The organism is Kurthia senegalensis (assembly GCF_000285595.1).
GTDB lineage: Bacteria > Bacillota > Bacilli > Bacillales_A > Planococcaceae > Kurthia > Kurthia senegalensis.
The window spans coordinates 302,191-317,186 of the sequence record NZ_HE611064.1; the positions used below are offsets into that span (position 1 = coordinate 302,191).

Sequence of the window (14,996 nt, forward strand, 5' to 3'; positions counted from 1 at the left end):
CGATTTTTGTAAATTAATGTCTTGCTCTTTTGCCGTACAAGCTGCCTTTTATTCTGAGCAGCTATTTGAAATAGACAATGCCGGTGTAACACGTTTTGTCTATCAAGCAAAATATAAAGACAATACAATTGTTTAGTAATAAAAAAAGGCAAGTACGATTTAAAACCGTGCTTGCCTTTTTATTTGACTAAGATTTTACTATTCTTCGATTAATGTTGGTTCTACAGCAAATACTGGTTTGATTGCATCAATAGATTGTTGCTCTTCTTCGTTTAGAAGTAATTCAATCGTACCGTGGTCATTTGACGTACGAATTAATCGACCCATTCCTTGTTGAATACGTAATAACATGTATGGTAATTCGACTTCATCAAATGGATCATCTGCGAAACTACGTTTTGCATCGAACAGTGGATCATGTGGCGGGAATGGTAAATCAAAAATAATGACGCGTGTTAGCGCTTCTTCTGGTAAGTCCAATCCTTCCCATAAATGATACGAACAAATCGTCTGCATTTTTTTATTTTGGAAGTCGCGAATAATAGACGATAATTCACGGTCTCCTTCAAATGCAATCGTTTCAGCTACGTCACCTAATTGCTTTTTAAACGTATCCATCGATTGTTTTGATTTAAATAAAATCAATGTTTGTTGTGGATCTTCTAACAATTGTTTTACGACAGCTGTTTTGTCTTCTTGGGCTGCTTTATGAATATTAATCCCCATTACTTCTTCATAATCGAATGGAGACGCTACTGTAAAGGATTCAAACTTTTTAATACCTAAGCTGTATGCGATATAGCTAAAGTTTTTATCAATCGACAATGTCGCTGATGAGAAAATGAATGGGATTTTTTTAGAAAATACTTTTTTCGATAGCACTTCTGTAATTAAATGTGGCATAATAACGAGCGTTTCCTCGCCATCTGTATCTTCTAACCAGTCAACGGCATCTCCATTACCGATGAAAATACGCATCGCTTCTTCATATTGTTCTAAAAATTCTTCTGCCATACGAATTTCGTATTCAGGAATAATATACATTTCAGATTCAAAGACGAATTCTTCAAATAGTTGTTCTACGATACTAATGACACGTTTACCGATTTTCAATAGCATATCACTTTTCTTAATACGCTTACGTTCTTCTGTCGAGTCGATGACATCATCACGCAATTGATCGAAAAATAATTCATGTCCATCTTGTAGTTCTTCCATTAAGTTCAACGTTTTTTCACGAACGCCATCTACCATTAAACGATCTAGTACTTTCACGATTGTATAATCTTGAATTTTAATCGTCATCGCTTTTTGTGCAGCGAATTCTAATAAATGTCCTTCATCAAATACGACCATTGATACTTCTGGTAATAAAGGTGTTTGACTTTCACGTTCACGTGATTCTTTCGTTGCAATGTGCTCCATGTAAAAGTCTTGTGAACAAATAATTAAATCTGTCGATTCGCGGTAGTTTTGGCGATGAAGCGTTTGACCACAACGATTTCGAATATCACATACTTGGCACTGTTGAATCGCATTGTAATTCACTTGTGACCACTCTTGATCTGAGATATTTGGATAATCGCTGCGTTGACCGTATGGTTCTAGCTTACCGCTTCCGTATACGCCTTCTGGAATCGATACAGCGATTTCATCTAAATAATCACCATCTAAAAATTGTTCTGCTTCTTCATAACGTTTTAAACATAAATATTGATCGCGTGATTTTGCTAAACGAACGTCAATTTTTAAATCCAGTAATTGTTGTAATTTATAAATATCGCCGCCCTCTTTTACGAGCTGATCAATTAATGTTTCGTCTGCACAAGCAATTAAAGCTGGCTTCCCAGTATAACGTGCATACGCAATCGAAGGGAGTAAATACGCAATTGTTTTCCCTGTTCCTACACCTGCTTCTGCAAATAGGACCGATTTTTCACGTAAGGCACTTTCAATTTGGTATGCCATAAAAATTTGTTCATCACGCATTTCCAACCCTTTTTCAGGAAGCTCATCGTATAGAACGTCACCGATCCAATCACCTAATGAATCGAAAAATGATTTATCTTTTGATAATTCAAATGGAATTGATTGTCTCATTCCAGTTGCCCCTTTCCTTTGACAAGGAAACGGAAGGAACGAATTGTCCCTCCCGCCTCTTTATTATTGTGGTTTGCGTGGTGAGCGTTGACCCCAGAATTGGAAGTATTCCGTTTTCATTGCTCCATTGAATAATTTACGTTTTTTCGTTGCTTTTTTACCGTAAATTTTATCGAAGGCTTCCATTGAAGAAAGCATATAAACAGACCATGTCGGATATTTACGCATCATTGTGCCCATTCCGTTGATCATTTTTTCAATTTCTTCTTTTTCACCAATACGTTCCCCGTATGGTGGATTCCCAATCATAACACCATCTGTAAAGTTCGTGGTAAAATCGAGTACTTGCATTTGTTTTACTTGTACGATATCTGCAAATCCTGCTTCAATAACATTATTTTTCGTCATTTCGACCATACGGTGGTCAATATCTGAAGCGATAATGTTTAATGGTTGATCGTAGTTTGCCGCTGCATCTGCTTCTGCACGTACTTCTTCCCACATTTTCGAATCCATCATTGGCCAGTCTTCACAAATGAAGTCACGGTTATATCCTGGTGCGATATTTTGTCCGATCATCGCTGCTTCAAGTGCAATTGTACCTGAACCACAGAAAGGATCTACGAATGGACGAGAAGGTGACCAGCGTGATAAGTAAACAAGTGCTGCTGCCATCGTTTCTTTTAATGGTGCTTCCCCTTGTTCTGTACGGTATCCACGTTTGTGTAAACCTTTACCTGACGTATCGATTGTTAATGTCACCATATCTTTTAAAATAGACACTTCTACTTTAAATTTAGGACCTGTTTCTTCTAAGAAACCTAAACGACGGTAGTGACCTTTTAAGCGTTCAACGATTGCTTTTTTCGTAATCGCTTGGCAATCCGGTACACTGTATAGTGTCGCTTTCACTGATTTACCTGTTACAGGAAACTCTGCATCAACTGGCATGAATTTTTCCCACGGTAATGCTTTAACACCTTCAAATAATTGATCAAATGTTTTCGCTGGAAATTTTCCTACAACAATTTTGACACGATCTGATACACGTAACCATAAGTTCGTACGTGCAATATCACGTTCTGTTCCTTCAAAATAAACACGACCGTTGTCGATATGTGGCGCGTAGCCTAAAGCTTTTAATTCGTCTGCGACGATTGATTCTAATCCCATTGCAGCTGTTGCTACTAATTGATAGGTTGTCATTCTTTATTATTCCCCTTTTATTTCTAATTTCCAAAATTCGATAAAATCCACTAAAGCTAGGATTGGTAATGGTTTCGAGTAATAGTATCCTTGAATCATATCACAGCCCATTTGCTGTAGCAATTTAACTTGTTCTTTCTGTTCCACACCTTCTGCAATGACTTTCATATGCAGACGATGGGCCATTTGTATAATAGCATCAACTACCGCTTCATTATCAGCAATCGATGTAATTGATTGAATAAAACTACGATCAATTTTCAAATAATTTAATGGAAATTGTACGAGATAACTTAAAGATGAATAGCCTGTACCAAAATCATCAATAGACAATTTGAAGCCCATCATTTTCAGTTCAATTAATTTTTGAATCGTATCTCGTTCATTCGTCATGACCGTTCGTTCCGTAAGTTCTAACTCGAAAAAGTTCGGCGAACAATTGTAAAGTTCAAACGTATGTTTAATAGATTCAATGAAATTTTGTTGATGGAAGTGAATACTTGAAATATTAATCGCAATATTTATATTTTCTTCGCCTCGTTGTTTCAACAATTGATGTGCTTCACATGCCTTTTCAATGACAATCTCACTAATCGGTATAATTAACCCTGTCTCTTCTGCATACGGAATAAATTCCGCAGGCGATACGAAGCCGAGTTTGTCATCGTTCCAGCGAACGAGTGCTTCTACACCTGAAATTTCATTTTTCTTTACATCTACTTTCGGTTGAAAATACAATTCAAAATCTTTTTGGCGAATTGCATGACGCAATTCATTGTCTAATAGTAATACTCGTTTGGAGTCCACTTGTAAATCATCAAAATAAAAAGCAAATTGATTGCGACCATTTTGCTTCGCATAATACATCGCTTGATCCGCTTTTTTAATGAGCGTATTAGCTGTCTGTCCATCTTCTGGATACAAACTAACGCCGATACTCGTAGAAATATATACTTGTTGGCCTTCAATACAAAAAGGCTCTGAAAGAAGCGTCGTAATCTTCTCTGCTATGCGAGCGACCTCTTGTACGTTATGTACGTTCGTCGCCGTAACGATAAATTCATCGCCACCGTAACGTGCTAAAATATCTTTATTTTTCAATATTCCTTGCAAGCGTTCGGTCACTTCAATGAGTAAACGATCTCCTACTTCATGACCGAGCGTCTCATTCACTTGTTTAAAACGATCTAAGTCAAAAAATAAAAGGGCATGATGATACTTATGATTCATCGAGGATTGAAGAAGTACTTCCATTCGTTCTAAAAAAGAATATCGATTAGAAACACCGGTTAAAATATCCGTTAATTTACGACGTTCTAATTCTTTTTCAGTCATTTTCTGTTCAGATAAATCTTCAAAAATCCCACAATAATTCGTAATGACACCTTGTTCATTTTTTATAGCGGTAATCGTCAACCATTCCGGATAAATATCGCCGGTTTTACGACGATTCCAAATTTCCCCTGACCACTGTCCTTTATCAAAAACAGTTTTCCACATTTTTTCGTAAAATGTCCGATTATGAATGCCAGAGTTTAAAATACTCGGTCTTTGATGAAGAACTTCTTTTTCACTATAACCAGTTACAAATTCAAAAGCAGTGTTAACACGAATGATTCGAGAATCACAATCTGTAATCATAATCCCCTCTTCAACACCGTTGAAGACTGTACTATGCACACCTTCTGAAATCAAATGTTTGAATTCATTCAAATCGAGCTGATTCACTTCCATCCGTTCATCACCATTTCCCTTTATAAATGAAAAGCTCTCCACTAAAAGAGAAGAGGAGAGCTAAAAATGTTTAAATTAAAATACATCATATAGAATTATAAGCCATGTTTTGTGCCCTAGTACTCAAGCGGCCAAAGCCTCGTACGCCGGGTAGTAATCATCTATCTACCCATCGTGTAAATACGATGGATCCATATCTCCGTTCAATTCCTTCGATACGACGCCCCTACCATAATTTGGGTTGCACACTCGTGGGGTTTACCTCGTTCCACTCTACAAGTTTCCAAGCAGACTTCGTCACTGTGGCACTTTCATGAAGTGTCAACCATATCCTAAGACTTAGGTTTTCCTTCCGCCGTTAGCATTTCAGCTACTTCCGCTTATTTATTCGCGAAACACGATCACTACGGTCATCTCAGAACCGTGCGTGCATGGACTTTCCTCAGCAACACTTGCGTGTTACAGCGATTACTCATTCATCTATGATGCTGTAACCTATTATAGTCCTTCAAAAGTATCATGACAAGGTCTTTCGTATATTTTTTCATCTATCACAATAAGTAAGTTTCTTCAGACAATTCAGTTTTAATGACGTTGTTCACAGAGACTTTACTAGCTCTAGATAATTCAACGAATTTTCTTTTCAAAAAAAACTGAACTTCACTCAACAGTATCGTTCAGTGAAATCCAGTTCAAATCATTTTATTTCTACATACGTAGTCCCAACTATACATTTGACCCATTAATCAGCGAAATCATCGTACAATTTATCGCCGAAAACGCGCTTTTCTAAATTCGCAATACGTTTTAAAATATCGTAATTTGTCGTACCAGTTTGTGCTGTAGGGTGTACTACAGCCTTTTCCACTACCGGTTCTTCTTTTTTAAGACGCGTAGGTGTTTGAGGTGCTTCAGCTAATTGTGCCTCAAGCTGTGCAATCTTTTGATCTTTTTGTTTCAACACTTGTTCAAAGCTTTCGTAATCTTGAATGATTTCATCTAAAAATTGATCTACTTCATCTTGACTATAGCCTCGTAGGCCTGTTTTGAAATCTTTATCTAATATAACTTTCGCAGATAGTTTAATGTCCAAATCCATCGTCCTTTCGCTTCTATCATCTATTTTTTTATAGTATAGCATAAAAATTACAATAACTTATTGTGTAATCGTTGCATTCGATGCAGCTGTTTTTGTAAATAGCTTTGTCGCGTACTTTCTTTAAAGCACGTCGCACGTTCTAGTTCAGAAATTGCACGTTCTACCCAACCAATCGCTTGCTCTATATGACGGAATTGATGTTCTGAAAGTTTCGCTAGTTCGACATACGCCTCAATTTGCTGTCTATTGTCAAGATGATGTACACTCTTCTCAAAACTATCGTAAGCCGCCTCGAAATTCCCTTGTTTTTTAAGTAAAAAACCTTTCAAAAAATACGCTTCGGCAGCTTCCGTTTGATGGAATGAGTGCGTAACGTCGTCTAAATAATACATTGAATCAGATGGCTCTTTTAAATCTTTATACCATTTTCCAATATTCGTGTACGTCTTAGCTGTTTCGTTTCCGTCAATCGTCGTCAAGAGCGCACTCGCTTCGATGTACAATGTTACGAGCGACAATAAATCATACTCATTATGTTTTAAAATCGTCATCAGTGCATTCGTTTCCCCGCTTCTAACAGCGTCCAAATAAATAGGAGGTGCTAAATACCCCGGAACGTCATTTTGGCGATGAAACGCTAACTTACTACGCTCAATTTCTGACAGTTTCATATTCGGTAACTCTTTTTTCCAAATTCGTTTTGCACTATGCATTAAATCAATTTGACGTTGTTTCGGCAATGTAGGTAGTTGTGCACGATGTAAAGTCCAGCGTGTTTCAAGTTGTGGCCAGTCGAAGCTTTTCCCGTTATACGTAACGATCGTTTGATTCGGTTGCCACAGTTTCGATTCATACAAAAAGGCTTCTTCATGGCTTGGATTTGCTAGAACGAATTGTTTCAAAACGAAATCTGTTTCTGTCATCGTCAACAAACCGTTTAGAAAAATATACGTACCGACTCCTTTTAAACCGGTCGTTTCCGTATCATAAAAAACGAGACACTCTTCTTCCGTCGTACCGATTGGATGGTTCGTATTTTGCCAACGAGCAACCGCTTCTTTCAACAAATGAAGAGGATACTTACCGTGAACGTAATCCATTGGATAATGAACTTCCTTCAAAAAAACGGTTCCGAACTTATTTTCAATAGCTCTTAATCCTGCCTGCTCCCATTTTTCTGTATACATAGGTCGTTCGGGCTTTTGAATAGGTGCTACTCGGTTCGCAACAGGACGTTTTTTAAATTTTTCTTCATTGCAATCAGTTTCGATTCGTAAGACATAGCATCAACCTCGTTTTAAAACTTTTTCTAAAAACTGTTTCACATGTTCTTTACCCGTTTCGCCGGCATCTTGCGCACCAATACAAGCGGGACATCCATTTTGACAAGGACACGCTTCTACGTGTTCATATACCCGTTCTAATAACGGTTCCCACAAATCATACACACGTTCGCTCAAACCGATTCCACCTGGGTATCGATCGTATACGAAAAATGTTGGCTGACCGTTATGAATTGCTTTCACTTGTGGTACGACGTGAACATCACTACGGTCACTTTGAATGTACAGCGGAATAAAACTATTCATTGCATAGGCAACACCCGTCATCGCACTCGATAATTCCTCTTCTTTCCAACCATCTGGAAATTCAAAGCTCAGCCACGTACTCGACGTGTGTAATTCTTCAGGAGGTAAATGAATTGGACCTGAGCCGATATTGTCGTGCGTGCCGAAACGAATTTTTTTAAATACCGTTGCAGTTGCGAGTGTCATTACGTCTCCGTAATCAACGACAAAACCATCAAATTGACGTTCTTTATCTTCTGAAATCACTTTAAGCTCGACTGCCAAATTCGCATCGGTAAAATAATCAACGTCTACTTCTGTGACGTACGCTTTCTTTTCTTCCCAGTCGAGTTTTTCCACTTGAAATTGTGTGCCTTGATGTAAATAAATCGCTTCATCATGCAATAAAGTCATCGCACTATATCGGTCCATCTCGCCGATGACGCGCGTTTTAGTCGGTACCGATTGGTCGATAATGACGACATTTTCTTGTGATGCTGAACGTAAGCTAATTTCATGTGCCGGGAAACTTTCCGCCATCCAATGCCACGTATCGCTCGTTTTAATTAAAATGCTTTCTTCAACGAAGAAATCTAAAAAGTCTTCCACATCAAACTCGGCATAAAAATCATCCGTTTTAAATGGCAATTCAAACGCAGCACATTTTAAATGGTCTAATAAAATTAACATATTTTCAGGGAAAATACGTGCCTCTTCAGGTGATTTTTTTAATAGGTAGGAAGGGTGATTCATAATGTATTGATCAAGTGCAGTCGATTGCCCTACGTATACGACTAAAGCATCTTCTTGTCGTCTCCCCGCGCGACCAGCTTGTTGCCATGCACTCGCAATATTCCCTGGATAGCCTGTCATAATGCACGCTTGTAATTGACCGATATCTACACCTAGTTCTAACGCATTCGTCGAAACGACTGTTTGAATCGTGCCTTCACGAAGCCCTTTTTCAATCGCCCGTCTTTCAGAAGGTAAATAGCCTCCACGATATCCTTGAATTGATTCATCGTTAATTCTTTTAGCTGTTAAGGACTTTAAATACGTAACGAGCATTTCTACGCGCACACGACTTTTAGCGAAAACAATCGTTTGAATTTTACTTTCGTACAAATGCTTCGCAATTTCTTTCACTTCTAAAATAGCGTTTCGTCGAATACCAAATGTCGGATATACAATAGGTGGATTGTAAAATAAAAATGTTTTTTTGCCTGTAGGCGCTCCACTTTTTTGAATAAGTTGATGCGTAGTATTCGTCAAATTTTCGGCAAGTTGTTTCGGATTTTTAATCGTTGCAGACGTACAAATGAATGTCGGATGACTACCGTAAAAAGCACAAATTCGTTGTAACCTTCTCAAAACATGCGCTACGTGAGAACCAAAAACCCCTTTATACGTATGTAGCTCATCAATGACAATATACTGCAAGTTTTCAAAAAGCGAAACCCATTTCGTATGATGTGGCAAAATACCTGAATGGAGCATATCTGGATTCGTCATGACGATATGTCCTGCTTTACGAATTTTGGAGCGAATGCCAGGTGCTGTATCGCCATCATACGTATAACTTAAAATCGGCTCACCTATTTCATCGATTAGTGCATTCACCGAACTTTTTTGATCTTGTGCCAACGCTTTCGTCGGAAATAAATAAAGCGCTCTTGCAGATGGATTTTCTAAAATCGTTTGTAAAACCGGTAAATGATAGCAAAGCGACTTCCCCGATGCTGTCGGTGTAATGGCTGTGAAACTTTGTTTTGACCGTGCAAATTGATACGCTTCTCGCTGATGAGAATAAAGTGATACTACCCCACGCTTTTCTAAAGCGCTTCGTAACTTCGGATGCAAATCCGCTGGCAGTGGTGCATAGTCGCCCGCTGTCGCAGGAATTACTCGTACGTGTTCAATTTGGTCTTTAAACTGTTCATCCATTCGAAACGCTTCAATTACTTGTTCAAGCGTCTTTCTCATAACCGTCATCTCCTCTAGCTCGTAAAATCGTTTCACACGTATATTTCACAGCTTGAATTGATTCAAAAAATCGTTTTTTACTCGTTTTTCGATAAAAAGATTGTACGACAACTTGTCCTAATTGCTCTGAAGCATTGTCGATTTGAGCCATGCGTACGTATTTAGGCTGTTCTTCAGCAATCCACATTTCCATCTCTTGCTTCCATTCTTTTATAACCCCATCTATGTGATCGGCATAGGGCTTCACTTCGTTAAAAAAGTCTGGGTCGTATTCCAATTCTCTAAAACGCAAAAATCGTGCCCAACTCGTATCACATTGTGCCAAAATTAATTTTGTTAAATTATTCTTCATGTTTTGCTCCTTTTCAAAATTCCTTAATATGCGAACAAATATTCTTTTCTATGTACCTTTTAGTATAAGTCAAAATGATTCTTTTAGCGATATTTGAAACTTTCAAAGTTGCAAATACGTATTATCATTGCTAATATCTTCTGAGGAACAAAGAGGCAGTCTAAAATAAAATTATGGTATGATGAATACTTAAAAGGAGGTCCTACTTATGACGATTCGTTATCCGAACGGAAAAAAATTCATTCCAAAACAAAATGATCCGAAGCAAAAAACAACTTCGTCAGCGAAAAAAGCACAAGACTTACTTCAATTTAGTAATCGTGGGAAAAGACTCGAAGATGAAATTGATGAATCGAATGCTTTTTACTTGGAACGTGGCATCGCTGTCATTCACAAGAAACCTGTTCCTATACAAATCGTCAAAGTAGCGTACCCTTCTAGAAGTGCTGCAGTTATACAAGAAGCTTATTTCAGAACGCCTTCTACGACAGACTACAACGGTGTTTACAAAGGACATTATATCGACTTTGATGCGAAAGAGACGAAAAACAAAACGTCTTTCCCTTTGCAAAACGTTCATGAACACCAAGTCATTCATATGAAACAAGCAACAGCACAACGAGGAATTTGTTTTTTATTTGTAAGCTTTTCTACGTTAGAACGCTTTTTCATTTTGCCTTTCCAAGTGTTAGAAAGTGCATGGGAGAACATGCATCGCGGCGAACGGAAATCCATTCCACTGAGCGTTTTTGAAGAGCAAGCATTTGAAATAAAGGAGAGCTATGCCCCGCGGCTCGATTATTTAAAAGCGGTAGACGAACTCCTATTAAAACAATAGGCAGAAAGAGAGGGATTATCTGTGGATGAAAAAATGACACGCGAACAACGTCGCAAAATGCAAGATCAACAAAGACGTCGCAAACCATCTACGAAAAAACCGACATCTAAAAAATCTAGCAAAGGTGCAAAACCAAAAAAATCGCTCTTTAAACGTATTTTAATCGGACTTGTTTCCCTTTGTATTTTATTATTTTTAGTAGGTGGTGGCGTATTTGCTTACTTCGCATTCACTTCACCAGAGTTAAACGAAGACAATCTAAAAGATCCTATTTCTTCTAAATTCTTCGATATAAACGGCAAAGAGTTTTATTCGATGGGTAATGAAGAACGGGAAAATGTAAAATATGAAAACATTCCAAAAGAAATGCAAGATGCGATTTTATCAGCTGAAGATGCCCGTTTTTACGAACATCACGGAATTGATTTTTGGCGTTTAGGTGGTGCAGTTGTTGCCAACGTCCGAAATGGCTTCGGCTCGCAAGGTGCTTCGACAATTACACAGCAAGTGATTAAAAACTCATTTTTTGAAAACAAAAAAACAATGAAACGTAAAGTACAAGAAGCGTACCTTTCTATGCAATTAGAGCGCGAATATTCAAAAGATGAAATTTTTGAAATGTATTTTAATAAAGTGTTAATGTCCGGTCGTATTTACGGCTTCGGTACAGCAGCAAATTATTTCTATGGCAAAGAGTTAAAAGACTTAACATTGGATGAAATGGCTGTATTAGCAGGTATGCCACAAGCACCGAATGCTTATAACCCTTTCAAAAATCCAGATCGTGCAGAAAAACGTCGGAATGTCGTACTTCGACTCATGTACAACAATAAAAAAATTACAAAAGCTGAAATGACAGCTGCACAAAAAGTAAATATAAAAAAAGGATTATTACCTGAAAACAAACGTCAAGCAGCAGCTGAATCAAAATATGATGCTTACATCGATGTCGTATTAAAAGAACTTGATGAAAATGGTGATGAAAAAGCGTTAGAAGAAGGAATTAGCGTTTATACAAACTTAGATCCCACTGCTCAAAAATCCGTTGAAGCTGCTTTAAACAATGATGCAACCTTCTTAGGTCGAGATGACTTACAAGCAGGTATGGCCGTTGTTGATACCGAAACAGGTGCAATTGCCGCTGTCGGTGGTAGTCGAAATTATGGTCCTGAACGCGGGTTGAACTTAGCTGCAAGTAAACACCAACCAGGTTCGACGATGAAACCTTTAATTGATTACGGTCCTGTCATTGAAAATAAACAATGGTCAACGAGTACGACTGTATCCGATGAACCAATTAATTATTCTGGCTCATCTAAAACGGTCACAAACGTCGACAACGCTTATTTAGGTAATATGTCTATACGTGAAGCATTATATCGTTCACGTAATACAGTAGCCGTCAAAACATTCCGTGAAGTCGGTGCAACGAAAGCGAAGAAATTTATGGAAAATGTCGGAATCAAAACTGACGAGGCCATTTATGAATCAGAAGCAATCGGTGGTGGTTCTATTACCGTATCTCCTATTCAAATGGCAGCATCTTACGCAGCATTTGGTAATAATGGGATTTACACAGAGCCACACGCTGTGAAGAAAATTGTATATCGTGATGGTAAAACATCTAAATCATACACACCAGATCCTACAGACGCGATGAGTGACTATACAGCATATATGGTGACAGATATGCTACGTGATGTTCTAAGTACAAAAGCAGGTGCAACCGGTACTGCTGCAAACGTATACGGCTTAGACATTGCAGGTAAATCAGGAACGACAAACTTTGATACAGCAACGTTACAAAAATACGGATTATCTCGTCAAACGGCACCAGATAGTTGGTTCGTTGGGTATTCAACGAAATATTCTATCGCTACTTGGACAGGAAATCCTGAACGTAAAACCGGGATGTCAACATTAAATGAAAAACACATTCCACAAACATTATTCAAGTCCGTCATGACAGCTATTTCTGCTGGGAAAAATACAGCATCCTTCACAAAACCAGACTCTGTCGTCGAAGGTAGCAACGGAGAATTATACGTTCGTGGTTCATCTTATAGTGCACCTGTAGCGCCTGTACAAAAAGCGCCAGAGAAAACGGAAGAAGAGAAACCAGCGAAAACAGAAGAACAGCCAAAAACTGAAGAACCAAAAACCGAAGAACCTGTTGTTGAAGAACCAAAAACTGAAGAACCAACAACCGAAGAACCAACAACCGAAGAACCAGCGACAAATGATACGAATACAGATTCGAATACAGACTCTACTTCAACGACGAAGCCAACAGAACCGTCGACAAATAAACCATCAGACAACTCGTCGACGACGCAACCATCAACGCCGAATACAAATGAGTCTAATTCCAATAATTCTTCTGGAAATTCAAATGGAAATTCGAACGAAAATACGAATACAAATGAAGCAACAGATGAACCATCCAATTCGAACAGCTCGAACAATTCCAATGAAACGGAAGATACGAATGCTTATCCAAATTCCGTTCGACCGGATACAGAACCTGAAGCAACAACCGAATAAAGTAAAGAGAGACTGGAATAATTTCTCCTATCTAAAAAAATGACGCTGTCGGTCGACAGCGTCATTTTTCATTTTACCTTGAACAAAACAAAAGGCAGACTAAGTTTTAAAACTTAGTCTGCCTTTTGTATTCAGTAAATTAGATCTTTTATTTTTTAAGTCTCAATCGAGCACATTTTTTCTTCGTTTCAATAAATAATTCATCTAATTGTCGATAACAAGCATATTGTCCGGGACGTGTTTTAACAAATTGTAAACGCTCCATCCCATTTATCGGTAGCACTTCATACGTTTCGTCTGTGCGCACGACAGATTCATCTGAGCTCTCTTTAATGAACTGTTCATATAAAGTGATTGCTTGCTCCATTAACACTTTGACAGACGCATCTCGTTTACTATGTGCTTCATGAATGGCTTCTTGCTGTTGTTTCCAATTAGCAAACCAAGCATCTACATGTTCTTTCGTAATCTTTTCTTTATTAACTTCAATCAATGTTTCACAAGACCTTTCTTGTCTCTCTTTTGTCCTTCTCGACATAAAGTAAATAATGGGCATTCCCCACAGCCGGGTTTTTGTGACTTACAGTGATAACGTCCGAAAAAAATCATTTGATGATGCGCTTTACTCCAGCGCTCACGAGGCGTCTTTTTCATAATTGTTTGTTCTACTTCTAATACGTTATCTTTCCATCTACATAGGCCAAGACGCTTCGCTATACGCTCTACGTGTGTATCAACTGCCATTGCCGGTTCTCCGAAAGCTACAGACAATACGACATTCGCTGTTTTACGACCAACACCTGGAAGCGTCACAAGCTCTTCGCGTACAGCAGGAATTTCCCCACCATAAACGTCTAATAAACGTTGGCATAATTTTTGGATGTTTTTTGCCTTGCTTCTAAATAGCCCAATAGAGCGAATATCTTGTTCTAATTCTTCTAATGGAACAGCCAAATAATCTTCTGGCGTTTTATATTTTTGAAACAATGTTTTCGTTACTTTATTGACGAGATTATCTGTACATTGTGCAGATAATAACGTAGCAATTGTTAATTCGAAAGGGTTGTCATGAACAAGTTCGCAATGCGCATCTGGAAACATTCGATCCATTTCGTCTAAGCAGTGTAGCCATTGCTTAATTGTTAACATTTATTCACCCTCCTCATCTAGCCAATTATAAAACGGCGCTCTTTTCGTCGTTTTTTTCTCTTCTGTTTGTTGTTTCAATTGTTTTTTTAAATTATAATCACGGAAATTTTCTGAATAACGCTCCGCCTCTTCAATCGTCTTCACGTTATTTTTTTCCAATCGAATAAAATCCGATCAATATACCGCATATTCACTTTTTGAGATAATACCGCTTCCATTAACGCTTTACGAATCAATAATGGCGAATGATGGTCTTGGTCTAACCACATGGAAACAGTTTCTGCTTCCATCGGTGATAGCAGTCGTCCAAACTCTTGTTCAAACAAACGGAATAATTCCCCTTCTGCAAAATCAGCTTTTTGTTGCGCTGCTTCTTGCTTCTCTGACATCATGCAATCTAAAATACGATTCCAAAGTGGCATC

Annotated in this window: 13 protein-coding genes and 1 other RNA gene; 2 read left to right on the forward strand and 12 right to left on the reverse strand. The window is 38.1% G+C overall.

Features of this window, described 5'->3' with window-relative positions; genetic code table 11:
• Positions 1–198 precede the first annotated feature (198 nt).
• The 8 genes from KSHG_RS01875 to KSHG_RS01905 form a co-directional block, all read right to left on the reverse strand.
• Positions 199–2,100: an ATP-dependent DNA helicase gene (locus KSHG_RS01875; protein WP_010301003.1), complete on the reverse strand. Its 1,902-nt coding sequence runs from the start codon at positions 2,098–2,100 to the stop codon at positions 199–201.
• Between the two features lie 63 nt (positions 2,101–2,163).
• Complete coding sequence (locus KSHG_RS01880; RefSeq protein ID WP_010301005.1) at positions 2,164–3,306, reverse strand: THUMP domain-containing class I SAM-dependent RNA methyltransferase; 1,143 nt, start codon at positions 3,304–3,306, stop codon at positions 2,164–2,166.
• A gap of 6 nt (positions 3,307–3,312) precedes the next feature.
• The gene (locus tag KSHG_RS01885; protein WP_010301007.1) at positions 3,313–5,040 is read right to left on the reverse strand and encodes a putative bifunctional diguanylate cyclase/phosphodiesterase; all 1,728 of its coding nucleotides are present in this window, start codon (positions 5,038–5,040) and stop codon (positions 3,313–3,315) included.
• 93 nt (positions 5,041–5,133) lie between these two features.
• An RNA gene (rnpB, locus tag KSHG_RS17715) (RNase P RNA component class B) lies at positions 5,134–5,520 on the reverse strand.
• Positions 5,521–5,782: 262 nt separating this feature from the next.
• Positions 5,783–6,139 carry a cell division regulator GpsB gene (gene gpsB / locus KSHG_RS01890; RefSeq protein ID WP_010301009.1) on the reverse strand — a complete coding sequence of 119 codons (357 nt, stop codon included), beginning with the start codon at positions 6,137–6,139 and terminating at the stop codon, positions 5,783–5,785.
• Positions 6,140–6,186: 47 nt separating this feature from the next.
• A complete protein-coding gene (locus KSHG_RS15895) occupies positions 6,187–7,239 on the reverse strand; it encodes a ribonuclease H-like domain-containing protein (RefSeq protein ID WP_010301012.1) in 1,053 nt (350 codons plus the stop codon).
• 186 nt (positions 7,240–7,425) lie between these two features.
• Positions 7,426–9,699: a DEAD/DEAH box helicase gene (locus tag KSHG_RS01900; RefSeq protein WP_026022480.1), complete on the reverse strand. Its 2,274-nt coding sequence runs from the start codon at positions 9,697–9,699 to the stop codon at positions 7,426–7,428.
• Entirely contained in the window at positions 9,674–10,042 is a 369-nt protein-coding gene (locus KSHG_RS01905) for a YppE family protein (protein ID WP_010301016.1), read from the reverse strand. The genes KSHG_RS01900 and KSHG_RS01905 overlap by 26 nt, the downstream gene beginning before the upstream one ends.
• A gap of 208 nt (positions 10,043–10,250) precedes the next feature.
• Between KSHG_RS01905 and recU the strand changes: the two genes are divergently transcribed.
• Positions 10,251–10,880 carry a Holliday junction resolvase RecU gene (recU, locus tag KSHG_RS01910; protein ID WP_010301018.1) on the forward strand — a complete coding sequence of 210 codons (630 nt, stop codon included), beginning with the start codon at positions 10,251–10,253 and terminating at the stop codon, positions 10,878–10,880.
• 21 nt (positions 10,881–10,901) lie between these two features.
• On the forward strand, positions 10,902–13,424 hold the full coding sequence (locus tag KSHG_RS01915; RefSeq protein ID WP_010301020.1) for a PBP1A family penicillin-binding protein: 2,523 nt from the start codon (positions 10,902–10,904) through the stop codon (positions 13,422–13,424).
• A 148-nt stretch (positions 13,425–13,572) separates the two neighbouring features.
• Here KSHG_RS01915 and KSHG_RS01920 read toward each other — a convergent pair whose 3' ends face one another.
• From KSHG_RS01920 to KSHG_RS15900, 4 genes are all read right to left on the reverse strand, one after another.
• Positions 13,573–13,917 (reverse strand): YpoC family protein, encoded by a 345-nt coding sequence (locus KSHG_RS01920; RefSeq protein WP_010301022.1) that lies wholly within the window; start codon positions 13,915–13,917, stop codon positions 13,573–13,575.
• Entirely contained in the window at positions 13,914–14,573 is a 660-nt protein-coding gene (gene nth, locus KSHG_RS01925; protein WP_010301024.1) for an endonuclease III, read from the reverse strand. The genes KSHG_RS01920 and nth overlap by 4 nt, the downstream gene beginning before the upstream one ends.
• Positions 14,574–14,717 (reverse strand): hypothetical protein, encoded by a 144-nt coding sequence (locus tag KSHG_RS18665; RefSeq protein ID WP_235728332.1) that lies wholly within the window; start codon positions 14,715–14,717, stop codon positions 14,574–14,576.
• The coding region (locus tag KSHG_RS15900; RefSeq protein ID WP_010301027.1) for a DnaD domain-containing protein at positions 14,714–14,996 on the reverse strand (283 nt) is incomplete at its 5' end. The genes KSHG_RS18665 and KSHG_RS15900, both read right to left, overlap by 4 nt.